Annotated in this window: 17 protein-coding genes, 2 pseudogenes and 1 riboswitch; of the genes and pseudogenes, 3 read left to right on the top strand and 16 right to left on the bottom strand. The window is 39.3% G+C overall.

Translation table 11 applies throughout. The features are described from left to right. Positions 1–285: 285 nt before the first annotated feature. From MF646_RS10995 to MF646_RS10950, 10 genes and pseudogenes are all read right to left on the bottom strand, one after another. Positions 286–1,464 (bottom strand): CamS family sex pheromone protein, encoded by a 1,179-nt coding sequence (locus tag MF646_RS10995; RefSeq protein ID WP_250096543.1) that lies wholly within the window; start codon positions 1,462–1,464, stop codon positions 286–288. 28 nt (positions 1,465–1,492) lie between these two features. Next, positions 1,493–3,502: an NAD-dependent DNA ligase LigA gene (ligA, locus tag MF646_RS10990; protein WP_250096542.1), complete on the bottom strand. Its 2,010-nt coding sequence runs from the start codon at positions 3,500–3,502 to the stop codon at positions 1,493–1,495. A 65-nt stretch (positions 3,503–3,567) separates the two neighbouring features. Then, on the bottom strand, positions 3,568–5,814 hold the full coding sequence (gene pcrA, locus MF646_RS10985) for a DNA helicase PcrA (RefSeq protein ID WP_250096541.1): 2,247 nt from the start codon (positions 5,812–5,814) through the stop codon (positions 3,568–3,570). Between the two features lie 35 nt (positions 5,815–5,849). Then, positions 5,850–6,545, bottom strand: a complete 696-nt coding sequence (gene pcrB / locus MF646_RS10980; RefSeq protein ID WP_250096540.1) for a heptaprenylglyceryl phosphate synthase — start codon at positions 6,543–6,545, stop codon at positions 5,850–5,852. Positions 6,546–6,929: 384 nt separating this feature from the next. Continuing rightward, a complete protein-coding gene (locus MF646_RS10975; RefSeq protein ID WP_250096539.1) occupies positions 6,930–7,973 on the bottom strand; it encodes a ribonucleotide-diphosphate reductase subunit beta in 1,044 nt (347 codons plus the stop codon). A gap of 24 nt (positions 7,974–7,997) precedes the next feature. Continuing rightward, positions 7,998–9,522, bottom strand: a pseudogene (locus MF646_RS10970) (ribonucleoside-diphosphate reductase subunit alpha); the annotation flags it as partial. A 116-nt stretch (positions 9,523–9,638) separates the two neighbouring features. Continuing rightward, positions 9,639–10,517: pseudogene (locus MF646_RS10965) on the bottom strand (ribonucleotide reductase N-terminal alpha domain-containing protein); the annotation flags it as partial. Positions 10,518–10,668: 151 nt separating this feature from the next. Then, positions 10,669–10,866: riboswitch (cobalamin riboswitch) on the bottom strand. Positions 10,867–11,037: 171 nt separating this feature from the next. Further along, complete coding sequence (locus MF646_RS10960; protein ID WP_250096650.1) at positions 11,038–12,546, bottom strand: glycine betaine uptake BCCT transporter; 1,509 nt, start codon at positions 12,544–12,546, stop codon at positions 11,038–11,040. 321 nt (positions 12,547–12,867) lie between these two features. Continuing rightward, positions 12,868–13,188 (bottom strand): YbjQ family protein, encoded by a 321-nt coding sequence (locus MF646_RS10955; RefSeq protein WP_250096538.1) that lies wholly within the window; start codon positions 13,186–13,188, stop codon positions 12,868–12,870. A 151-nt stretch (positions 13,189–13,339) separates the two neighbouring features. Continuing rightward, entirely contained in the window at positions 13,340–14,281 is a 942-nt protein-coding gene (locus MF646_RS10950; RefSeq protein ID WP_250096537.1) for an alpha/beta hydrolase, read from the bottom strand. Positions 14,282–14,442: 161 nt separating this feature from the next. On the opposite strand from MF646_RS10950, the gene MF646_RS10945 reads away from it, so the two are divergent. Beyond that, positions 14,443–15,672 carry a PucR family transcriptional regulator gene (locus MF646_RS10945; protein WP_250096536.1) on the top strand — a complete coding sequence of 410 codons (1,230 nt, stop codon included), beginning with the start codon at positions 14,443–14,445 and terminating at the stop codon, positions 15,670–15,672. A 23-nt stretch (positions 15,673–15,695) separates the two neighbouring features. Here the strand turns inward: MF646_RS10945 and ade are convergent, their stop codons facing one another. The 4 genes from ade to MF646_RS10925 form a co-directional block, all read right to left on the bottom strand. Then, positions 15,696–17,429, bottom strand: a complete 1,734-nt coding sequence (gene ade / locus MF646_RS10940) for an adenine deaminase (protein WP_250096535.1) — start codon at positions 17,427–17,429, stop codon at positions 15,696–15,698. A gap of 182 nt (positions 17,430–17,611) precedes the next feature. Then, a complete protein-coding gene (locus MF646_RS10935; protein WP_250096534.1) occupies positions 17,612–17,923 on the bottom strand; it encodes a YerC/YecD family TrpR-related protein in 312 nt (103 codons plus the stop codon). Positions 17,924–17,950: 27 nt separating this feature from the next. Next, positions 17,951–18,991, bottom strand: coding sequence for a DUF3048 domain-containing protein (locus MF646_RS10930; protein WP_250096533.1), 1,041 nt, complete (start codon positions 18,989–18,991; stop codon positions 17,951–17,953). Between the two features lie 57 nt (positions 18,992–19,048). Beyond that, complete coding sequence (locus tag MF646_RS10925; protein ID WP_250096532.1) at positions 19,049–20,788, bottom strand: adenine deaminase C-terminal domain-containing protein; 1,740 nt, start codon at positions 20,786–20,788, stop codon at positions 19,049–19,051. Between the two features lie 133 nt (positions 20,789–20,921). Here MF646_RS10925 and MF646_RS10920 point away from each other — a divergent pair, with 133 nt between their 5' ends. Then, positions 20,922–21,167 (top strand): YgaP family membrane protein, encoded by a 246-nt coding sequence (locus MF646_RS10920; RefSeq protein ID WP_250096531.1) that lies wholly within the window; start codon positions 20,922–20,924, stop codon positions 21,165–21,167. Positions 21,168–21,252: 85 nt separating this feature from the next. Continuing rightward, entirely contained in the window at positions 21,253–21,363 is a 111-nt protein-coding gene (locus MF646_RS23430) for an EYxxD motif small membrane protein (RefSeq protein ID WP_338035491.1), read from the top strand. Here MF646_RS23430 and purD read toward each other — a convergent pair. Further along, the gene (gene purD / locus MF646_RS10915; RefSeq protein ID WP_250096530.1) at positions 21,338–22,609 is read right to left on the bottom strand and encodes a phosphoribosylamine--glycine ligase; all 1,272 of its coding nucleotides are present in this window, start codon (positions 22,607–22,609) and stop codon (positions 21,338–21,340) included. The two genes, MF646_RS23430 and purD, sit on opposite strands and share 26 nt — an antisense overlap. Before the next feature lie 12 nt (positions 22,610–22,621). Continuing rightward, positions 22,622–24,160: a bifunctional phosphoribosylaminoimidazolecarboxamide formyltransferase/IMP cyclohydrolase gene (purH, locus tag MF646_RS10910; protein ID WP_250096529.1), complete on the bottom strand. Its 1,539-nt coding sequence runs from the start codon at positions 24,158–24,160 to the stop codon at positions 22,622–22,624. Positions 24,161–24,163: the final 3 nt, after the last annotated feature.

Here is a 24,163-nt window from a genome sequence, read left to right as displayed (position 1 = left end):
TCTTAGGCTGTTTTCGTAAAGATTGTTGCTGTGAAGAAATGTGTTTTCTCGTAGTGAAATGGAGCGGAAGTCACTCGACTCCTGCGGGATTAAGAGGTAGGGTCGAGACCCCACAGGCCGAGGAGGCTCGACACCTCCCCGCGGAAAGCGAGTGGCTGGAGCGCAATGGAACGAACATGTGGAGACGCGACCACATAAAACAACAAAGTATGCGAAAACAACCTTCTCTTAAACAAGAAAAAGGACTTTGCTAATCCCTAAACGGATTCGACAAAGTCCTTTTCCTTAATCAAACACATGAATAAATGGATCATCATTCGGATTTTGAACAACAATAGCTTCTGTATTTCCTGAAACAGAAGTGATCGTTACACTCACTTTATAATTTGCTTGAAATCTTTGCTGAATTTGACTTGCTACATACTGTGACAATGCAACAATTTCTGCTTTCCCTTGGAATCTAAGCGGTATTTCAATTTGCAATTCTTGAATTTGGTTATCAACATATCGACCTTTTCCAACTACACCGATAAAGTTATCAAAAAACGACTGTACATCGTCTTTAAACCGTTGGAATTGGTCAGCTTCATTACGAGCTTCTTGGTTGGCTTCACTTGATGGGAACAAATAATAGCGCTCATTGATACGTTGCCATCTTTCAAGATCACTTCTTGGCTCAGCTTTAGACCTTGCTATAAAATGACCTGGGATCACAGACTCACGAGGTTGTTCTCTAAAAAGAGCAAAGACAATAGGAATATCCTGAAATGCTCCTTCTTCCATCGTGTCTGAACGAAGTCTTGCTAAAATTTCATTTGCAATCTTTTGCCCTTCTCGCTCAATTACATCGTCTGGAATCGGTAGTTCATAACGGTTATAACGCCCTTGGTCATCCTCTACGCGAAAGTTATAAACACTATTCATCGAAAGACCAATCACAATTCCACCTAGGTTCAATTGACCATTTTCATTCTCCACAAGATAGTTATGTTCCAAAATATGGGATAAATAACGTGGTTGACTTTCTTCCCGCTCTCGCATCGTTGCCCCCTCACCAAGGGGTGGATTTATACCTTGGGGGTTATCTTCCTCATGATACCTCATAAGCCAACTATTTAACGTATTTCTTTTAATAAACTGTCCTTCTCTAAAGTAATAATTCTCTTGATCAAAGTACTCTTGGGCAATTCGCGTTAATCCAATTTCAAGCTGCCCTAAATCAAGCCGATTGTATACAACTGCGTTTCCAAATCCTCTCGATTCCCCGTGCTTATAAGCTCCATCATATAATACACTTTGATAATAATTATCAGGAGTAATAATTTGTGGCACAACTTCTACTACTTGTTCATCTTGATTTTGATCTGTTTCCTCTAACATTTGTTCCTCTTCTTGAGGAGTTATAGGAAAACACCCTGACAATAGCACAAGGAGCAAAAAAGAAATTCCCCACTTCTTTAGCATACAATCTCCCTCCTACTCTTACTCTCGTTTACTTATTGACCGCTTCAACAAGCTTCTCTTCATCCCAAATCTCAATATTTAATTCCTCAGCCTTCGCTCGTTTAGATCCGGCATCTTCACCAGCAATGACAAGATCTGTTTTCTTACTCACACTTCCAGTCACTTTTCCACCAAGTGCTTCTATCTTCTCTTTCGCTTCACCACGCGTAAGCTGCTCAAGCTTCCCTGTTAAGACAACCGTTTTTCCTGCAAACGGGCTATCTGAGACTTCTGATTCAGAAGGAGCTTTAAGCCCTTTATAAGTCATATTAACTCCCAATGACTCTAGCTCGTCAATTAACTCTAACACTTCCTGTGTAGAAAAATATCGTCTAACCGATGCAGCCATTTTTTCACCGATTTCATTTACAGCTACTAACTCTTCTTCTTTCGCCTCAACTATCTTATGAACCGTTTCAAATTCCATCGCTAAGGTTTTTGCTGCTTTCGCTCCAACAAAACGAATTCCAAGACCGAATAAAAGTCTCTCAAGTGAATTATCCTTTGTTTTTTCAATTGCTTCAAGCAAATTGTCTACAGATTTTTCGCCCATTCTTTCTAATTGTAACAGCTCATCTCGGTTCAATTTATAAATGTCAGCGACATCACGAACAAGGTCATGTTCAAACAATTGACTGATCACTTTTTCACCTAAGCCATCAATGTTCATTGCATTTCTTGAGACAAAGTGAATTAACCCTTCCCGAATTTGAGCGGGACATTGCGGGTTAATACACCTTAACGCCACTTCTCCTTCTAACCTAACAAGTTCACTTTCACAAGCTGGGCAATGTGTTGGCATATGGAAATCGCGTTCGCTTCCATCTCGTAATTCAGCTAATACATTCACCACTTCAGGGATAATATCTCCTGCTTTCTTTATGACGACAGAATCCCCCAGTTTTAAATCCTTTTCCCGAATTAAATCTTCATTATGAAGCGAAGCTCGCTTTACTGTTGTACCCGCAACAGTAACTGGTGTTAAAAGAGCAGTAGGTGTCACAACACCTGTGCGTCCTATGCTCAATTCAATATCCTCAAGTTTTGTCACAACTTCTTCTGCTGGGAATTTAAATGCCGTTGCCCATCTTGGACTTTTTGCAGTAAATCCTAATTCTTTCTGTTGATTTAATTTATCAACTTTAATAACAATTCCATCAATGTCATATGAGAGATCTGCTCTTTTTTCCACCCATTCTTCTGTATAAGCAATCACTTCTTCAATATTAGCACAATGCTTGCTTTCCTGGTTCACACGAAAGCCAAGCTCTTGCAAGTACTCAAGCCCTTTCATGTGCGACTCAATTTCCTTATCCTCCAAAGAACCAATGGCATAAACAAAGATAGAAAGATTACGTTTAGCAGCAAGCTTCGGATTTAACTGTCTTAGTGAACCAGCTGCAGCATTACGCGGGTTAGCAAACCTCTCCTCCCCAGCTCTTTCTTTTAACTCGTTTAATGCTTCGAATGAACCTTTGGGCATATACGCCTCTCCTCGTACTTCAATCGTTACAGGTTCACTTAAACGAAGGGGAATGGCTGGAATCGTTTTAAGATTTGCTGTAATATCCTCACCAACTGTTCCATCGCCTCGTGTAGCTCCACGAACAAATTTCCCATTCTCATACGTTAGCGATACAGCCAAGCCATCTATTTTTAGTTCACAGCTATACGTAATATCATCACCAACCAATTGTTTTACACGACGATCAAAATCACGTAAATCACTGTCTGAAAAGGCATTTCCTAAGCTAAGCATCGGAATACGGTGTTCGACCTTTTCAAAGAATGGCAACGGCTCTCCACCTACTCGTACGGATGGAGAATCCTCACTGAAAAATTCAGGGTATTCCCCTTCAAGTTTCAATAGTTCTTGCATAAGATTATCGTATTCTGCATCAGAAACTAGCGGCTTATCTAGAACATAATAATGATGGCCATACTCTTCTAACAACTTCCTAAGTTCCTCTATTCGTTTCTCAGCCTGTAATCGCTCCATTGCTTTCGTCCTTTCTTTCACAATCAAGAGTGACTGAAAGGATACTCAGTCACTCTTGAATAAAATTACTGTTTTGTAATGGGGGCAAACTTGGCAAATAATCGTTTCACACCTGTTGGATTCGGGAACGCAATATCTAACTCGAGAGATTCACCCTCACCTTTTAGACTGACCACCGTCCCAACTCCCCACTTCTTATGCGCTGCTTTATCACCAACACTCCACGAAAAGCTTTCTCCACCTGTTTGCACCGTTCTCGGCCTGTCAATCGTTCTTGAACGTTGCACCTGATTTGGGCTGTTGCGTGATGTCTTCATCCAATCTGGCGCTTGCTTTTCTTCATTTAATGGCTCTAAGCACTCCTGTGGAATTTCAGCAATGAAACGGGAAGGTGGATTTGAACTTGTCCGACCGTATAACGTCCTAAGTCTTGCATTCGTTAAATAAAGCTGTTTCTCAGCCCTTGTAATACCAACGTAAGCTAGCCTTCGTTCTTCTTCCATTTCCTCTTCCTCAAATAACGAGCGACTATGAGGGAAGATTCCTTCCTCCATTCCAATTAGAAACACAAGCGGAAATTCAAGACCTTTCGCTGAGTGAAGCGTCATTAACGTAATCGCGTCTTTGGGTTTTCCTTCATTCTCATCGTCTAATTTATCAATATCAGCTACTAATGCAAGATCTGTTAAAAAAGCAACAAGTGATCTGTCCTCATTTTGCTTTTCAAATTCATTCGTTACTGTTATAAATTCATCGATATTTTCCAAGCGACTTTGAGCTTCAATTGAATTTTCATTTTTCAACATTTCACGATAGCCGGTCCGCTCTAGTAACTCTTCCACTAATTCTGTGACAGATAAATATTCTTGCATTTGTATCCAATGTCCTAGTTGGTCCGAGAAATCTCTCAACTTGGTTACTGTACGACCAGTTAAGCCAATTTGCTCTACTTCCTGAAGAGCAGCAAACAAGGAGATTCCTTGCTCAATGGCAAAGGCACCAATCTTATCTACCGTAGTCGCACCAATTCCACGCTTAGGAACATTAATAATTCGCTGCAAACTAATATCATCATCAGGGTTAGCAATTAAACGTAAATAAGCTAATACGTCTTTAATCTCTTTACGATCGTAGAACTTAGTTCCCCCGACAATGTTATAGTCAATATTAGACTTTACAAAAAATTCCTCAATTACACGCGATTGTGCATTCGTACGGTATAAAATCGCAATGTCAGAATAAGCATAGTCATCCTTCTGCATCGCTTCTCTAATTCGCTCCACAACAAATTGAGCCTCTGATTGCTCCGTATCCGCTGCAAAATAACCAATTCCACAACCAGCATCATTTTCTGTCCAAAGATTTTTCTTCTTTCGGTTTGGATTGTTTTCAATAACACGGTTGGCTGCTTGCAAAATGGTTTTCGTTGAGCGATAGTTTTGTTCGAGCAAGATCACTTTTGCATTCGGGTAATCTTCTTCAAATGAGAGGATGTTAGAAATATCAGCTCCACGCCAACGGTAAATGGATTGATCCGAGTCACCAACAACGCAAAGATTTTTGAACCGCTCCGCAATCATATTTACAAGCATATATTGAGCACGGTTCGTATCTTGATACTCATCAACAAGGATATACTGGAATTTCCGTTGATAGAATTCCAACACTTCCGGAACAAGTTTAAATAACTCAATTGTCTTCATAATAAGGTCATCAAAGTCTAGCGCATGGTTCTTCTTTAATTGCTTTTGATACTCTTCGTAAACTTCAGCCGCTGTTTGCTCATAAGGACCTGTTGCAGTTTTGGCAAACTGATCGGGCTTTTTCAGTTCATTTTTTGCACTACTTATCGTCCCAAGAATGCTACGTGCTTCAAATTTCTTCGGATCAACGTTTTTATTCTTTAATATTTGCTTAATGACTGTTAACTGATCTCCTGAATCTAATATTGTAAAGTTACGATTATAACCAATTCTGTCAATGTCTCTACGTAAAACCCGTACACACATGGAGTGGAATGTCGAGATCCAAATGTCCTCAGCGACAGGTCCAACAAGTCCTGCGACACGATCCTTCATTTCACGAGCAGCTTTATTTGTAAACGTAATCGCAAGTACACTCCAAGGGGCGACTTCTTTTTCTCTTAATAAATAAGCAATGCGATGCGTAAGTACACGCGTCTTCCCACTTCCAGCACCAGCCATTAACAATAATGGCCCTTCCGTATGAGTGACTGCTTGCCTCTGTTCGGGGTTTAACCCTGCTAACATTTTTTCAATTATTTTCGCTTGCACACCCTCACCACCAAACATTTGTTCTCATTTTTTATTTTACTTTGAATAGATCTTTATTTCAATGCTTCTTTTACTGCATGAACCGTTTCAAGAGCTGCTTGTAAATCTTCATAGATTATATTACCAACAATCACCGTATCGGCGTATTGTGCCATTTCTTTTGCCTGTTCCACAGAGTGAATGCCACCGCCATAGAACAACTTCGTTTTATCTAGTACGTTAGAAACTTCTTTTACGATATCGACATCGCCGTAAGTTCCACTGTATTCTACATAGAAAATCGGAAAATGGTAGAGCTTCTCTGCCATTCGTGCATATGCAACAACATCTTCATGAGAAAGATCGGTATTCGCTTCTGTAAGCTTGGCCGCTTTCGCTTCGGGGTTCAAAATGCAATAGCCCTCGACGACAATCTCATCCCAATTCATGATTGCACCGTATTCTTTGATCGCCTGATGGTGGTAACCAGAAATCCACCTTACATCCCGACTATTTAAAACAGATGGAATGAAAAAATAATCAAACCCAGGAGTAATCGCATCAATATTTGAGACCTCTAGCGCACATGACACCGTGTAGCGCCTGACTCTAGCAAGCAGCTGCAATGTATTATCAAGCGTTACTCCATCCGTTCCTCCGATAATAAGTCCATCCGTACCAGACTCACAAATTGCCTCTAACGCTTCGTCTGATATATCTTTGTTCGGATCGAGCTTAAATACATGTCGCCACTTTGTGTACTCTAGCATCATTATCACTCCTGCTTATCATTATTTCCAAGTAAGTACCTATCTGAACAGACATTATATCAAAGAAAAGTATGGTTGTCGCTGAGAGCACTGAAAAAGGGCGTTTTTTCCTTTTCCAGTGCTCTCGAAGCAATGAGCCGAACCGTCCCAATTTTTAAAAGCCTGCTATAAGTGGGTTTCATAGGTGCAAACTTGCTTTGCACCTGCAGCCGACTTTAGGAGGATCATGTTTCTCATAGCAGGCACGCAACGAGTGAAGCCATTACGGCTTCACTGAGTATATTTCAGCGCTCTAGTTTTCCCCATAAGAAAAAAGAAGAGTTCTTCCAATTCAACTGAAAGATACTCTTCTCCTTAAATAAACGTTTATATGAATAGAGACTATTACAACTCATCAAATCCGTTCACATCTGATACTTTCACATATTGTCGTGATTTTTGTTCAAAGAAATCACTTTTGCCGCTATCGACGTCTTCATAAGCCTTTATCCATTTCATCGGATTTTGACGATAGCCTTCGTAAGGGCGTTCGATCCCTAGTTGATTAACACGTTTATTAGCTATGAACTTAATGTAGCTCTCAAGTTCATTCATATTTATACCTTCCAACTCATCTCCAATAATCGACCTGCCCCATTGTATTTCTAATTCGACAGCTCGTCTAAATGTATCTTGAACAAATTTGTGATTCCGAGGTGTATTAAGTTCTGGGTTCTCATGTAATAACTCTTTAAAAATATGGGAAAACAAATTCACATGTAATTGTTCATCCCGATTAATATAATTAATCATCGTACTTGATGACACCATCTTCTGGTTTCTTGCCAAGTTGTAAAAGAATGCAAATCCTGAATAAAAATTAAGTCCCTCAAGAATGACGTCAAATACAATTGATTCTAGAAACGTTTGCGGTGTTGGGTTATCAACAAAGCGTTGATACCCTTCTGCGATAAAATCGTTCCTCTCCCTCAAGATAGGATCATGCTTCCAATACTCAAAGATTTCATCTTGTTCCTGTTTAGGTACGAGACTTGATAAGACGTAAGAGTATGACTGATTGTGAACGACTTCTTGAAACGATAGAACTTGCATTAATGCAGCGAGACTAGAATCCGTTAAATACCCAGCCACTTTCCCTGAATAATCTGTTTGGACACTATCTAAAAAAGCAAGCAAACCAATAATTTTTTTAAATGCATACCTTTCATCTTCAGAAAGTTGAAGCCACTGCTTAATATCATTAGACATATTAATTTCAAATGGAGTCCAGAAGTTTGCGAGCATATTTTTGTACATAGGATACGCCCATGTAAAGCGAACATCATCCCAATTTAAAATATTAGAACTTCTACCATTAATAATACCTGTCGAGGCATTTGGTGCCGTTGGGTCATATAATTTACGAGATTGTAATGTATTATGATTCATATTCTAAACCTCACTAATAATAGATTAAGAAGAACAGCTTTCACACTCTTCAATTTCAACCATCGAAGTCGACCTTGTATAATAAGTCGTTTTCAGGTTTGACTTCCAAGCTTCTAAGTGAAGCTGTAACAAATCTTTTGCTTTAATTGTATTTTTAACATAAAAGTTAAATGAAATAGATTGGTCAATATGGCGTTGGCGCGCTTCATTTTGTTTAATGCTCCATAGTTGATCGATTTCATAAGCGGACTTGTAATACCATGTCGTTTGCGGCGTTAGGTCTGGAGCTGTGACCGGAATTTTGTAGTTCTTTTTCTCCTCTGAGTATTCTTTCTTAAAAATAGGATCAATCGATGCCGTCGTCCCTGCAATAATCGCTGTTGTCGAATTCGGTGCCACAGCCATTAAATACGCATTTCGAATCCCTTTTTCCCTTACACTTTGACGAAGCTCTGTCCACTCTTCACTTGTATATTGACGATTAATAAAATAGTCCCCTGTTTCCCAATCAGACCCTTCAAAAAGTGGATAGGTTCCTTTTTCCATTGCCAGCTCATTACTTGCACGAATCGTCAGATAGGCAATACTTTCATATAAGTTATCTGCGTATTCTACCGCTTCGTCTGATTCCCATTTGACCCCTTTAAGAGCTAGTAAGTGATGCCAGCCAAATGTACCTAACCCAATAGAACGATACTTTTGATTGGTTATTTGAGCTTGCGGAACTGGAATATTATTTAAATCAATGACATTATCAAGCATTCGAACTTGAATTGGGATTAGTCTTTCAAGGACATTTTCTGTAACAGCTTTAGCTAGATTAATAGAAGACAAATTACAAACAACAAAATCTCCAGGTTCTTTGACTACAATAATCTTGCCATCTTCCGTTTTTTCCTCTATAACGGTCGTTGCTTTCATATTTTGCGTAATCTCTGTACACAAATTACTACAATAAATCATTCCTTGATGACGATTGGAGTTAGCACGGTTTACCGTATCCCTATAAAACATATATGGTGTACCTGTCTCAAGCTGACTCTTTAAGATTTCTTTAAAAATATCAATGGATGGAACAACTTCCCACAGTAATCCTTTCTCACCTAGTAATCCGTTGTTTGCTGCTTCCACACACTCTCTGTACTTATCTCGGAAACTTCCCTTGCCTCTTTCTTCATCATAATAATCTTCTAAACTAAAACCTAACGTTTGACGTATCGTATGAGGATCGAATAAATACCACTCTTGTCTGTCTTCAACTTTTTCCATAAATAAATCTGGCAAGCAGACACCTGTAAATAAATCATGGGTACGCTGCCTCTCATCACCATTATTTAATTTGACTGCTAAAAAATGAAAGATATCGCGGTGCCATATATCTAAATAAACACTGATTGCCGTTACTACCCTCGGTTTCCCGATATTTATTAGGGGACTAGACTGTATCATCATCTTATTAAAAGATGCTCCTCGTCAGTCGTTGAGGGGATTTCATATCAATAAGACTTAGAAATCAGCCCTGCTGATTATCACCTTGTCCTTCCGATTTTCAGATAGTTATATAGTTTCCCATATAGCTTACTAAGGAAGGCTGTTGACGACGTTCCAGCATATTCGGAGTTTTCTATAGTGGTCACCCTACTATAGGGGCAAAAGTTTACCCTGTCTTTGACCTAACTGGTCGACACTTACAGCAGTATTATTTAGCTGTTTCATCCACGGGATGACACCGGACGATACTCCTTTAAATCCTCTTATATCACTTCCTCGGCTGCGCAGCTTTCCTAAATACGCTCCGATTCCTCCTCCGCTTTTACTCAGAGTTGCAATATCCGTGTTGCTGTCATAAATCCCTCTGAGACTATCATCAACGGTATCAATAAAACAGCTCGATAATTGACCATAGCTTTTCCCAGCATTTGATAGAGTCGGAGTTGCCACCGTCATATATAAATTAGAAATGGCCCAGTAAGATTCTTTTATAAGTCCTAATCGTTTTTCCTTCGGTTCTTTAACCATTAACGTCGCTGCAATAATCATAAAACGCTCCTGAGGAAGTTCATACAGCTCTCCACTATGCGATTTAGCTAAATAACGATCGGCTAATGTTAACAAGCCAATGTATGTAAACAACGAATCGCGCTCCGGAACAATCTCCTGTTCAAGTTCTTCTAATTCTTCTTTCGAGTACTCCTGCAAGATCTGATCTGAATATATCCCCATCCTCGTTAACTCTTGAACTAGTTGATAAAAGGATCCATATCTTAAGCTAGTATGATAGTTTCTTGAATGAGCTGCTCTTTTATATAGTTGCTTTAAATAAACATTAGCTGCAACAAACGTCCAATCTGGCTCCTCTGCTGAAATTCTCTCTACCGAAGACAAAACTAACAAATGATTAAGCTGGTCTTCTGACATGTCTTCTTTTGCATAGATAGCTTGTTCAATCTTTTCCTTATAAGCCGTAAAATCGAGGTTTGGAAATAAATTCACTAATACATCAATCTGAGATGATGCATAATCAAATAATGTTGTCGTTGCCATACTCTTCATTGATCTTCCTCCTTAATGATAATAAAAAACGCCCTTTCTCGAGAGTCGAGAAAGAGCGTAAAACGGCGTAAATAGTAAGACTTATCCGACCAAAATTCACGTTGGCCTTCTTTGCCGTCTCACTTCTTACACCCCGAAGATAGCTGACTTGAAAATGACGGCAGGTCTCCTGACTTGTGCTTCACTCTACTTTGAGCCTTCCCATGCAAGCTAGCTAAATCTAACCATAGAGCACAGTGGGTACCTCATTTCGTCCACACTTACAGTTGCGGGGGCAGTTCTGGCTTTCTACCAGATTCCCTATTAAGTCTAATTGACACCGTTCATTTTGCGTAATCAATATATAGTTGTAATAACACATCATTAATACGATATATTGTATATACTAAAGGAATATTCATCCTGTTGCAAGGAAAAAGATCCGAAAAATCTTAAAAAATAATAAACTAGGTTCATCCCTCAATTCTATTACATGCGGGATGAACCTAGTAATTTAGCATTATAAGTTACTCTAACCAGCTATTTTCCTTTTAAGTGTTCTTTCTTTTTCAGGCGCCTTGCTTTGCCCTTTAAGTTCTTGATTCAATTCTTTCACAAGTCCGTAACACATGGCAAGAACAATGAACGAGAGTGGAAGAGCACTAACAATAATCGCTGTTTGTAGACCAGCTAACCCTCCTGATGCCATTAATACAGCCGTCGATGCTACTAGTATTAATCCCCACGTTACCTTCACTCGATTTGATGGGTTTAACTTTCCTCCCGTTGTTTGCATCCCTAAAACAAATGTTGCCGAATCTGCTGATGTAACAAAGAACGTTGTAATTAAAGCAACTGTTAAGATCGATAAGATAATCCCAAGTGGCAGCTGCTGATATACAAAGAAGAGAGCTGTTTCAAGTGCTTGTCCTGAGACATTTAATCCTTGTGTAACCTCAAGAAAAATCCCTGTACCACCAAAAACAGTAAACCAAATCGCACATACTAATGATGGGACTAGAAGAACAGCTACCGTAAATTCACGAATTGTTCTCCCTTTGGAAACACGAGCAATGAACATTCCAACAAATGGAGTCCACGACACCCACCATGCCCAGTAAAACACTGTCCACCCTTGTGTCCATGCTGCCTCACTAGCATCAAATGGTGCAAGACGCAAGCCCATCGGAATGATATTTTGTAAATAGCTCCCTAAACTCGTTGTAAACATATTAAGCAAGAATAGCGTCGGACCAAGAATTAACATAGCAAAAAACAATACCGTTGCAATTGACATGTTTGCAAGGCTTAAATACTTAATCCCTTTAGATATTCCTGTATTCGCTGAAATGATGAAAAGAACAGTTATGATACCCATAATAATCATTTGTACCATAAAGTTATTTGGAATCCCCACCAAATATTCTAGACCTGCATTTATTTGCTGAGATCCTAACCCAAGCGATGCTGCTACCCCAAACAAAGTTGCAAATACCGCAACAACATCGATCGTTTGTCCAATCGGACCTTTCACCTTTTCACCAAGTACAGGGTAAAGAGTCGCACTCATTAAACCTGGCGCGTCTTTTCTGAATCTCTGATAAGCAAGTGCTAATGCGACAATCGCATATATTGCCCAAGCATGTAATCCCCAATGAAGCCATGTATAACGCATTCCAACAATTGCTGACTGTTCCGTACTTCCTTCTCCTGTAGGTGGCGTAGAAAAGTGTGCAATTGGCTCAGATACACCATAAAATAGAAGACCAATACCCATCCCAGCAGAAAACAACATTGCAAACCAAGCTGGACGGCTATATTCAGGTTTCGAATCAGGTTTCCCGAGTTTGATTTTCCCATATTTACTAAAGATCATGAATATGGCAAACAACAGAAAGAATGTAGCAACTAACTGATAAAACCAGCCAAATGACTCAAGAACAAAGCTTTGCGCTACTGCCATCGCTGCCCCAAGTTGATTCGGGATCAACACTCCAATTAATACAAAGATAACCGCAATCCCTACTGACACTTTAAAAATCGACCTATCACTTTCACCTTTATCAGAAATAACAAACACTTCCTTTTTTAAATTTACATTTATTGCAAGAACTCTTACAAATAAATACCTTTTTATTAAATCATATAATTAAAAAAAATTTAAAAATGATATGAACGCAAATTCAGCAATCTTTCCTAATCTTTTAAGCTGATTGAAGGTCAGCGTAATAATTGGTTAAAATTACGAGAGAATAAGGCGAGATTCTATCGTTTTCTAAAACACGGTGGCGAATTTGACTATTTTTTAAATAAAAAAATGCCCCACCCATTCTCTTCATGAGCGGACCATTTTGAAAAGGAACTATCTTTTCTCGATTACAACGGCTGTACCATAAGCTATAATCTCTGCTGCATTTGCCATGACGGTTGACGTTTGCATCCTCATCCCAATGATTGCATTGCCGCCTTTCTCTTCTGCTTCTTTCACCATTCGATGTACTGCCAACTTACGTGCTTCTGTCATCATTTCGTTGTAGCCTTTTATCTCTCCTCCGACAATTCCTTTTAATCCTGCTGTAATATCACGGCCAATATGCTTCGTTTGAATCGTGCTACCTTTGACATATCCCAATACCTCTTTTATGTCATAGCCTGCTACTTGTTCAGTAGTTACGATCATCATAATCGATTTCCTCCTTCTTCTTTTCTCCGTTCAACTATAAAAATTACAATCAACCCAACTAAGACAACAGCATAAACACTAAATGCAATTAGCCCATGTTAGATTAACAAATAGAAGAGCTATTCCATCAAGTTTACTACATACTTCCACTTCAGACATGTCGGTCTAACCAACTTTTTACAACCGTAAGTAACTCTTTAGACAATGGCTTCTCCCCAATATTTTTGTATACTTTTTTCAAATGCAAAATATCCGTGTCCTCATCTTGATCCCGAAGCATGTGATTCATCCCTTTAATAATATGGGTTTCCGTCTCGACGGTTGTATACTTCTTGACCTCATGCACTTGTTTAGGTGTCGCTTGCACATCTTTAGAGCCTGTAACAGCAAGGATTGGACAAGTTACTTCTGCTAGGCTTTGATAGACGTCATGCTCATAGTGCTCTCTAAACCATTTTGCATTGATTTTAACCCCTTGATAGCGAATAACATCTCTTTTAGTCATTGATACTTTCCGATCAAATTTCTGACCTTGTTTTTTTACTTTATCTGTTACGTTAAGCAGACGAATCAGCTTTCCTTTTAACCCTTTTGTTTTTTGAAAAGAATCTACAATTAACTCCCTTTGATAACTTTGAGCATCAGCTAGTGACTGAGCAGCTCCAGCAACAAAAATTAACCCTTGTATGCCTTCTCCCTTAGCTACTTCAGGAGCTAACATACAGCCTTCACTATGTCCGAGTATAAATACTTTATTTCGATCAACAATTGGTTGGTCTCTTAGAAAGTGAAGTGCGGCCTTGGCATCGTCAATTAAGTCCCAAAACCCTGTCTTTATGAAATCTCCACTACTTTTCCCCGTCCCCCGTTTATCATAGCGCAATACGACAAACCCACATTCCGTTAAAAAAGCAGCAAGCTGGTTGTAAAGATGCAACATTGGGCCTTTTCTTGTTCCATTCCCATTTCGGTCAAGCGGGCCTGAACCAGCAAGAATAAGAATAGCAGGTAACGCGACAGGTGATGTTTCTGGAAAGGAGAGCGAACCAGCTAATTGCCCCTTTTCACCAAACTGAATCTCTTTTTCCGTCATCAGAGCCACCCCTTTATATTTGATAAATAAAGTAGCAAACATTCGGACAAATCGACCAAATTCACGTCGAAACTAATCTATAATAAGCAAGTACAGTATACTCAGTTTCTCTTAAATTATGCTATAGTATCACTACGAAAACAAAAAGTAGGGGGTCATTGATGAATTCAAATAAATTTGATCGTGTCTTCGATTCACTTGAAGATTTTGTTGATACGATAAGTGACGTTTTAGCTTGTCCTGTCACACTTGAGGATGCCAATCATCAATTACTTGCCTATAGTTCCCATGATGATGGAACAGATGCTGCCCGAATTTCAACGATTATCGGAAGACGCGTTCCTGAAAAACTCGTTAACCGCTTTTGGAAAGAAGGAGTCATCCCCACTTTAAACCAAAGCGATGATCCTATAGAAATTAGCAGCATTGTGGATATGGGCTTACGTAATCGTGTGGCAATCTCCATACGAAAGAACCAAGAAGTACTTGGATATATTTGGGTCATCGAAGTTGATACGAAATTATCGAAAGAAGAGAAACAACTATTAAAGGTTGCTGCTACAAAAGCAAAAAACCTCTTACTTCAGTTAAATTTACAAAAGAAACGTCGGGAGAAAAACCATCAAGAGGTCTTATGGCAAATCATTACAGGTGATACGAATTCACATGAAGGAACGACTCTACTATTAGATAAGATCGGGATTATTGATTCAAAACCGTTAGCCTTTATGCTCATACGTTTTCAAGAAATGACAGATGTTTTGTATCGAAATGTCATGTATATTGTGAAAACGACGAGTAAAGTAAGTATGTTAATTGATACAGTTGATGACAATCAACTTGTATGTTTAATAAGTCCTATTACTGAAACAACAACAAATCAATTAGAACTCACCCAATTCATGGAAACCATCCAGCGTCAAATGAGTGAGCGATTTAATATTCATAACCTGTTTATCGGATGCGGGTATTTATATACAGATTACTCTAAGCTAACACAAAGTTATCAGGAAGCTCAAAAAGTCGTCCAAATCAAATCGAATGGATTAACGGAGTTACAAAAAGCATTTTTTTACCACGAACTAGGAGTCTTTCGTCATCTTGACGTGTTACACAATCACAATAAAGACCTTGTCATGAATCCAGCTTTAACTCTTTTACAGGTCTATGATCAACAACATGCGACCTCGCTATATAAAACGCTTGATGTATTTCTAAACAAAGATGGAAATATGAATGAAGTTGCAAAGGAGTTGCATATTCACGTCAATACTCTTAGCTATCGCCTAAAAAGGATTCAGGAAATTGCAAATACCGATCTCAAAGATCCAATACAACGAATTGGTCTTTACTTAGATCTGAAACTAAAAAGCCATCAAACGAATGAATAACTTTTCGCTTGATGGCTCTACTTTTATTCACTCGCTGAAACGTCAATATGTGTAAAGTTTTTCACATCAAACAATCCGGTATCTGTTAATTTTAATGAAGGAATGACTGGCAAAGCAAGGAACGAAAGCGTTAAAAATGGATTCCAATTTTCTTTGAATCCGATTGCCTTTAATGCTTCTTCTAGTTTCTTTAGTGAATCGTTAATGTGATCAAATGGTTCAAGTGACATTAAACCAGCTAGAGGTAAAGGGAGATTAGCTAATACTTCTTTCCCTCTTACAACCGCAATTCCACCCTGTCCTTTTGCAACTTGTTCAACAGCAGCGAGAATACTTTCATCGTCCGTTCCACACGCTACGATATTATGGGAATCATGTGCCACGGTTGCAACGATCGCTCCTGCTTGAATGGGAATTCCTTTCACAATACCAACGCCTACATGCCCTAGCTTATGATGCCTTTCAGCAACAACTAACTTTAATTGATTGCTCGCAACGGACGGCTTGAACAATCCACTTTCTACCTTAACCTCTTCTATTAAGTGGCTTGTAACAATTGAGCCAGGAGTTACACCAATCACATGAGCCCGGTTTCCATTAACGGGTAAATTTAACTTAGCAGGCGTCAATGGTTCTAACCGCACACTTTCTAAAAGGTATGCAGGAGGTGTAATTGGCTCTCGTACCGTATATGTCATCTTGCCATTTTCAGCTACACACTCTCCCTTAACATAGACAGCTGTGATATCAACCTCTTCCAAATCACGTATTAGAAGAAAGTTCGCTTCATAACCTGGAGCAATTGCTCCTTTCCCTTCCAATTTAAAACACTCAGCTGCATTTATACTAGCCATTTGAATAGCTTGCAACGGGTCAACTCCGAGCTTAATCGCCTTTCTTACGCTTGCATCAATCGATCCTTCATTTAGTAAGTCGTCAAGATGCTTATCATCGGTAGCAAACACACAGCGCCTTGCATTTTGCGCCGTTAAAATTGGAAGCAGTGCCTCAATATCCTTTGCTGCTGTTCCCTCTCGCATGAGCAAATACATTCCTAGACGAAGACGATCTAGACCCTCTTTTGCAGTAACAGCTTCATGATCATTGCTAATCCCTGCAACACGGTAAGCATTCAAACCAGTGTTATCTAGCCCTGCAGCATGTCCATCAATTGTCTTTTTGCGATTCCATGCCGCTTTAAGTTTATTTATCATTGTCTCTTCCCCAGACAAAACAGCCGGATAATCCATCACCTCTGCAAGTCCATAGGCGTCATGCTCATCAAATAACTTCTCAATCTCAGCTGTCGTCAAATCAGCCCCATTATGTTCAAAGTTTGTTGCTGGTACACATGAGGGAACCATTATCTTAATATCAAGAGGCAGATCTTTAGCTGCTTCAATCATATATTTCACAGCTTCAAACCCACCGACATTAGCAATTTCATGAGGATCAGCCATTACTGTTGTGACACCGCGTGGAACAACAATTTTTGTGAATTCCTCAGGCGGGACCATCGCAGATTCAATATGAACATGCCCGTCTACAAATGCTGGAGCCATATACGATCCATTCGCATTAATTTCTCTACATCCTTCATATTCACCAATACCGACAATCATTCCATCTGTAATTGCAACATCTGCTTCATGCGTCGTTAAGGTAAAAACATCAATTATTTTTGCATTTTTTACAACCACTTCTGCTTTCTCTCTTTTTGTTGCTGCAGCGATTCGTTTTTTCAGTACTTGACTCATGCTATTACACCCCGTTCTTTACATCATGGTTTATCTATTGTAGTACGAATCGTACCGAAATACACGCACTCAGCAAGGTTTTCTTACATTCATACTACTCTAGCTTATGAGCTTTTCTTAATCTATGTATATGACCAACTAAATAAACAAAAAGAAAAAACCACAGGAACCCCTGTGATTTTTTATTCTTTCACTTCTACCTCTTGTTCACTCACACGATCTAAGGTCATTTTGTAGCCGTCATTTCCATAATTCAAGCAACGTTTGACACGTGAAATCGTCGCTGTACTCGCCCCTGTTTCCGTTTCAATTTTATGATACGTATAGCCATTTTGTAACATTCTGGCTACTTCTAAGCGTTGGGCTAATGATTGAATCTCATTAATGGTACATAGATCATCAAAAAACTCATAACATTCCTCAAGATCTTTAAGTGATAAAATGGCTTTAAATAGTTGATCTAGCTCCTTGCCACGTAATTTATCTATTTGCATCTGTACACAACCTTCCTCAACAATACATTAGTCATACGAAAGTGCCTCTTTTATCCCGGGATTTGACGGCACGATATTAACCCACGTTTGACCTGGTTTTAGCTTTACTGGTTCTCCATCATGAACTGGAATAAGCTGTCCATTACGATTTTCCCACGATACCTCGTTCATAATGCCACTTTGGAAAAGGATCGCTCTTCCACCTGATGTTAAATCGATGGCCCGTCGTCCTTGATCATCTAATACACGGTGTTCCGTTTCTAAAACAAGAACATTGGACAAGAGAACAGGATCATTTGTTTCGTATTCAACAGTCTTTCGTTCACCATTAAAACGCTCATAATACCCAGAGGCTTCATCATAGACATATTGAATATGATTTTTCCCTAAGTAATTCACTTCAACCTCACTAGCTTTATTGCCAACGATATGAATATCTTCATTTTCATAAAAGTCTAAGGCTGGAACTTCTCCTGTTATAACATAGCCTTTTTCATTTACAAAGCCTTGGATCATATCCTCATACGTAATGTATGAATTATGGGGTGCCTTACGTTCAGGCGCTCGCTTAAAAAGTGACCCATCATAAGAAATACCATTAATATGATCAACTTTCCCTTCACTAAGGAGCTTCTTTGCCGTGGGACTATAACCATGAGCAACAAGCATCCCATCAAATCCGTGCACTAAATCAACATGGTACTCTCTAGCACTTCGAATAGGACCTACCTTGTTTGGAAATTGACTCTGGTAAAGAGCAACAAAGCGAGTAATCGTCCCTTCAGCTAATAACTCGTAAACAATATCTGCTTGGCTTAAACCAGTTTGTGGACGTGCAGCAGGGTCATTGTTAATCAATACGCTAATGATACGGTGAGTAGCCTCTTCCTCTGCTTCCATGCCACTAAGTGGATATGTATAGGAAGGAGCCTCAGCCAGCTCCTCTTCCACAAATACTTCTTCCACTGTCTCTGTCTCTGTCTCTTCTTCTATTTGACCATTATTACTGCATCCCCCTACTATTAAAAAAGCAGTTAACAAAAGGGGGAATTTCCATAACTTCTTCATCATTACACGACCTTTTTTCAATTAACTCACTAAACTAAAAAAGTGTCCTTTCTTAGTTTAACGCATAATCGCAGGAAAGAGTACCGTTTTCTTTTTCACATCATAAATTCCTCTTTGTGTGACACGGATATATGGAAGATGTGTTGACGAGAAGAATAACAGGCTATAAATTGGATCCTCAAATTTGTAGCCGCGATCACGTAATAAGGTGACAAATTTCTTCTCATCTTCCATAACGCCTTCCATCGACTTTGTAGATAATGTTCCAAATATCTCTAATTGTATTTGACCAATAAGTTTTCCATCTTCAACCAAGGTCATTCCTCCACCTTGCTCTTTTAAAGCATTAAAAGCAGCAATCATGTCTGAAACATTTTTTCCAATAAGAATTACGTCACCTGTATTGGAAAACGAACTAGCAAAACCTGATACATGTGTGGCAAAACCTTTAATCATTGTAGCAATATGCCACTTTCCATATTTATCAATCATCACAAAGAAGCTCTCATCGTGATCGGTACTTAATACTTTATCTGTACTTTCAATCGGGATTTGATACGGTTTTAAAATAACGGAATTTGTCATTTCAATTCCCATTGCCATCGAAAAATGGAGATCATCTTCCGATAAATTCCAATCAATCTTAAATGGCTCTATTCCGTAATCTTCCCACGGAAAATCGCCAAACTGATCAATATGCTCCCCGTCTCTAACAACCCATTTCCCTTTTGCTAAAACAGAGCTTGGTAACGGATTGTTAATATCATCAAGAATATTGATATGTGCAATTCTACCTGGAGCAATCATTCCAAGCTTATGATCAATATGGTAATATTTCGCCACGTTATAACTAGCCATTGAATATGCGTCAATTGGGTCTAATCCACTTTCTAATGCGATCTTAATTAATTGATCCATTACTCCTTTTTCATAAAAAGCAGGTGGAGAACCATCTGTGGTCATAAGACACCTTTCGAAATAATCAACCCCCAGCTCTTGCATTTCCTTAAGCAACTTAGGTAAATCAGGGCGGATTGAAGAGTGTCGTAACGACGTAGTATACCCTAAGTCTAGACGTCTTACTGCCTCTTCTCCAGTCATAGCTTCATGATCGCATGTAACACCTAAAAGTGCCATTTGTGCTAACGTTCTCTCTGAAGCACCTGGCAAATGCCCTTCAATCGGTTTACGGAGTCTTGTCGTTTCTTGCATTAAGTGAAGCGTAGAATCATCACCTTCTAACACTTTAGGCCAAGAAGTCAACTCTCCCCCTTGTAACACAAGAGGATGCTCTAACCATTCCTTCATTTTTGAATTCGTTAATGGTTCTTCATCTCGAAGTTCCGTTTGCGCATCATAGCGCGACCACCAATACATAGAAGCCGGCAACTCATCAAGAGCTTCAATCAAAGTAAGCGCTTTCTTTTTTTCAAGATGTAAAAAAAACATTAGATTATCATTGATCAGTGTTGTTGTCCCTCTTCCTGACGCATACTTAGCGAAGCTATGGGGATTATAAAGTTGAAACGGGTGAGCATGGTGCTCAATATATCCTGGTACAACCAATTTGTTATCACAATCAACAATCTCTGTATCAGTTAACTTCGCAGGCATTTCATTTCCTACGTATACGATGCGGTCTTCAGATATCCATATATTAGCCGTAAGCCATTTTCGGCGTGCAAAATTTAAATATGTTGCATTTCGGAGGACAAGTGAAGGAGATTTTTCTCCTTTTACTACAGCTAATTGCTGCCGTAATCGTTGTTTTGTCCAGCGGTAAAGTCTCTCAGTCATCCTGTCATCACCCATTTCATCATTTCCTTTTTTATAATAGTACCACAAATCTGGGAATTCGCTCACTACTTTGTTAAATATCTTAACAAAAATAATTGGAAGATTGACAAACATGTGAAAGGTGGATCTAATTATGAAACCAAATATCGGTCGTGTAGATGCATTATGTCGTATCACAATGGGTTTCACAATCCTTGCTTGGTCTACCTCAAAACTTGTTAAAAGACCAAACGATAATGTACCTCTTTTTGCAGCAGTCTGTGGGAGTATGAAAGCTGCAGAAGGGATTACAAGATTCTGCCCTCTAACTTACTTAGCTGAGCAGAAAATGGAAACGATGCAAGATCATGCTTGTCATCATGACAGTCACAGTGAGTAATATGTAAAACAAAATGAAGCCGTATAAGATCCAAGTATGTGATCTTATACGGCTTATGATTCAATCTTTTTAGGAGGAAATCGCTATGTTTAATATTCAGGAATATGCAACTGACACTCTTTTCATTTATATTATGGTCATTGGAAGTATCGTTGCTCTTATTTATTTGTTTATGAGGAAGAGACGCGCGAAATAGCTTTATGCGCGATATCTTTACGATAAAATAAGCCGTCTGTACTTACTTTTTTCACTTGATCATACACACGTTGTTGCGCTTTTAGCAATGACGCTTTTTTTGTTGCAATTAACAAAACTCGCCCACCGTTCGTTTTCCACTTGCCTTCTTCCTTTTTTGTACCCGCATGGAAGACTAGCATGTCTTCTTCAAGCTCCTCTAATCCCTCAATAACTGTCCCTTTTTTATAGGACACAGGATATCCTTCACTTGCTAAAACAATACCTACCACTTCATCTTCTGACCATTCTAATGTAGGTGTTTTTCCATCTAATAAAGATGTATACACTTCTACCAGGTCCGAATTTAAACGAGGCAAGACAACTTGTGTTTCCGGGTCACCAAATCGAGTATTAAACTCAATTACTTTTGGCCCGGCTGACGTCATCATTAATCCAGCATATAAAATTCCTGTAAATGGAGTCCCTTCTTTTATTAAAGCATCCGCTGTTGGCTGAAGAACTTTTTCTACCGCTTCAGTAACATCCTCACTAGAAAATTGCGGCACTGGTGAGTATGCTCCCATTCCTCCTGTATTTGGACCTTGATCACCGTCAAGTGCTCTCTTATGATCTTGAGCGCCAACCATAGGAATAACTGTGTCATGATGAACGAATGCCATCAGGGAAAGTTCTTCACCTTCTAAATACTCTTCAATAACAACTTGTGCACTTGCCTCCCCAAACACAAGATCCTTTAACATGGAAGAAAGAGCATTGATCGCTTCCTCTTCCGTCATTGCTACAACAACGCCTTTTCCAGCTGCTAATCCATCAGCTTTTATCACGATTGGTGCTCCTTGCTTTTTCACATAAGCAACAGCCTCATCATAATTCGTGAATGTTTCATAGCTTCCAGTTGGGATATTGTATTTTTTCATAATCGATTTGGCGAAAGATTTACTACCTTCTAACATAGCAGCCTCTTTTTTCGGGCCAAAGATACGCAGTCCTTCTTCTTGGAATCTATCAACAACTCCTCCAAGTAAAGGAACCTCTGGACCTACGATCGTTAATCCAATCTCTTGTTCTTTTGCAAAAGCAATAAGTCCATCAAAATCATTTTCATTAATCTGAACTGGTGTTGCTACATCAACCATTCCTTCATTTCCTGGTGCAACAAACACTTCTGAAACCTGATTGCTTTGGGCAACTTTCCAAGCAATGGCATGTTCGCGACCGCCACTACCAATAATAAGAACTTTCATTTGAACACTCCTTTAATGTTTAAAGTGTCTTACTCCTGTCATAACCATAGCAATTCCGTATTTATTAGCCATTTCAATGGATTCTTCGTCACGGATTGAACCGCCTGGTTGAATAATAGCTGTTACACCTGCTTTACCCGCAAGTTCTACAGTGTCTCCCATTGGGAAAAAGGCATCAGAACCCATTACAGCTCCCTCAATTCGCTCACTAGCTTGCGTAATAGCAATATCAGCAGCACCAACACGGTTCATTTGTCCAGCTCCAACACCGACAGTCATTTGTCCATTTGTTAATACAATTGCATTTGATTTCACATGTTTAACAACTTTCCACGCTAATTTAAGAGCTTCCCATTCTGCATCAGTTGGCTTGCGGTCTGTTGGGATTGAAATTGTTGCTTCGTCGATTCCATAATGATCTTCATCTTGAACTAAAAGACCACCATGAATCGATGTTAGCATGGCTTCAGGTTGCTCTTGCTTAGTCATTGGAACAGTTAACAGACGTAAATTTTTCTTTGCTGTTAAAACATCAAGTGCTTCTTGTGTAAAAGAAGGAGCGATAATAATCTCAAGGAAAATATCCTTCATTTTCACTGCCGTTGCCTCATCAATTTCGCGGTTTGCAGCGACTATACCACCAAAAATCGAAACCGGATCAGCTTCATATGCACGCCCATAAGCTTGTTCAATGGACTCACCTGTACCAACCCCACATGGATTCATATGCTTAACTGCCACAACAGCCGGCTCAGCAAATTCTTTTACTATAGCAAGAGCTGCATCAGCATCATGAATGTTGTTATATGAAAGTTCCTTTCCGTGAAGTTGAACTGCGCTAGCAATCGAGCTTTCATCAGCTAAAGGCTTTTTAAAGAATGTTGCCTTTTGATGAGGGTTTTCTCCATAACGTAAACCTTGCTTACGCTCATATGTCACTGTAAATGTTTCAGGCTCTTCTTCACCTACAGCTTCTGTTAAATATTCAGCAATTAATGCATCATAAGCTGCTGTATGTCTAAATACTTTCGCAGCTAAGCGACGCTTCGTTTCGACCGTTACATCTTGCTCATTAGAAAGTTCATCAATTACAGTTGGATAATCTTTCGGATCAACAACAACGGTTACATGCTGATGATTCTTTGCTGCTGCACGAAGCATACTCGGTCCGCCAATATCAATGTTCTCAATTGCATCTGCAAATGTACAATTTGGCTTTGCAATCGTCTCTTTGAATGGATACAAGTTAACGACTACTAAATCAATAGGTGAAATATTATGTTCAGCTAGTTGATCTTGATGCTCAGCACGCTCTCTCATCGCAAGCAACCCGCTATGGATATTCGGGTGAAGAGTTTTCACTCGACCATCTAAAATTTCTGGGAACCCTGTTACTTCCGAGATACCAATAACAGGTACTCCAGCCTCTTGTAGAGCTTTCTTTGTTCCTCCAGTAGAAACTACTTCAAAGCCTTTTGCGACAAGAGCTTCGACAAACTCAACAATGCCTTCCTTATTTGAAACACTTACTAACGCTCTTCTTTTACTCATCAA

This window comes from Halalkalibacter alkaliphilus, from assembly GCF_023555415.1.
In the GTDB taxonomy this organism is placed as follows: Bacteria; Bacillota; Bacilli; order Bacillales; family Bacillaceae_D; genus Halalkalibacter; species Halalkalibacter alkaliphilus.
The sequence above is the reverse complement of the archived record's forward strand: the minus strand, read 5'-3'. Positions and strand labels throughout refer to the sequence as shown.

Coding starts and splice junctions, on each gene's coding strand:
- MF646_RS10930 (WP_250096533.1), bottom strand. CDS start 18,991: ATGAAGAAGTTATGGAAATTCCCCCTTTTGTTAACTGCTTTTTTAATA.
- ade (WP_250096535.1), bottom strand. CDS start 17,429: ATGAGTCAAGTACTGAAAAAACGAATCGCTGCAGCAACAAAAAGAGAG.
- MF646_RS10935 (WP_250096534.1), bottom strand. CDS start 17,923: ATGCAAATAGATAAATTACGTGGCAAGGAGCTAGATCAACTATTTAAA.
- MF646_RS10955 (WP_250096538.1), bottom strand. CDS start 13,188: ATGATGATCGTAACTACTGAACAAGTAGCAGGCTATGACATAAAAGAG.
- pcrB (WP_250096540.1), bottom strand. CDS start 6,545: ATGCTAGAGTACACAAAGTGGCGACATGTATTTAAGCTCGATCCGAAC.
- ligA (WP_250096542.1), bottom strand. CDS start 3,502: ATGGAGCGATTACAGGCTGAGAAACGAATAGAGGAACTTAGGAAGTTG.
- MF646_RS10925 (WP_250096532.1), bottom strand. CDS start 20,788: ATGACTGAGAGACTTTACCGCTGGACAAAACAACGATTACGGCAGCAA.
- purH (WP_250096529.1), bottom strand. CDS start 24,160: ATGAGTAAAAGAAGAGCGTTAGTAAGTGTTTCAAATAAGGAAGGCATT.
- MF646_RS10975 (WP_250096539.1), bottom strand. CDS start 7,973: ATGAATCATAATACATTACAATCTCGTAAATTATATGACCCAACGGCA.
- MF646_RS10920 (WP_250096531.1), top strand. CDS start 20,922: ATGAAACCAAATATCGGTCGTGTAGATGCATTATGTCGTATCACAATG.
- MF646_RS23430 (WP_338035491.1), top strand. CDS start 21,253: ATGTTTAATATTCAGGAATATGCAACTGACACTCTTTTCATTTATATT.
- MF646_RS10995 (WP_250096543.1), bottom strand. CDS start 1,464: ATGCTAAAGAAGTGGGGAATTTCTTTTTTGCTCCTTGTGCTATTGTCA.
- purD (WP_250096530.1), bottom strand. CDS start 22,609: ATGAAAGTTCTTATTATTGGTAGTGGCGGTCGCGAACATGCCATTGCT.
- MF646_RS10945 (WP_250096536.1), top strand. CDS start 14,443: ATGAATTCAAATAAATTTGATCGTGTCTTCGATTCACTTGAAGATTTT.
- pcrA (WP_250096541.1), bottom strand. CDS start 5,814: ATGTTTGGTGGTGAGGGTGTGCAAGCGAAAATAATTGAAAAAATGTTA.
- MF646_RS10950 (WP_250096537.1), bottom strand. CDS start 14,281: ATGACGGAAAAAGAGATTCAGTTTGGTGAAAAGGGGCAATTAGCTGGT.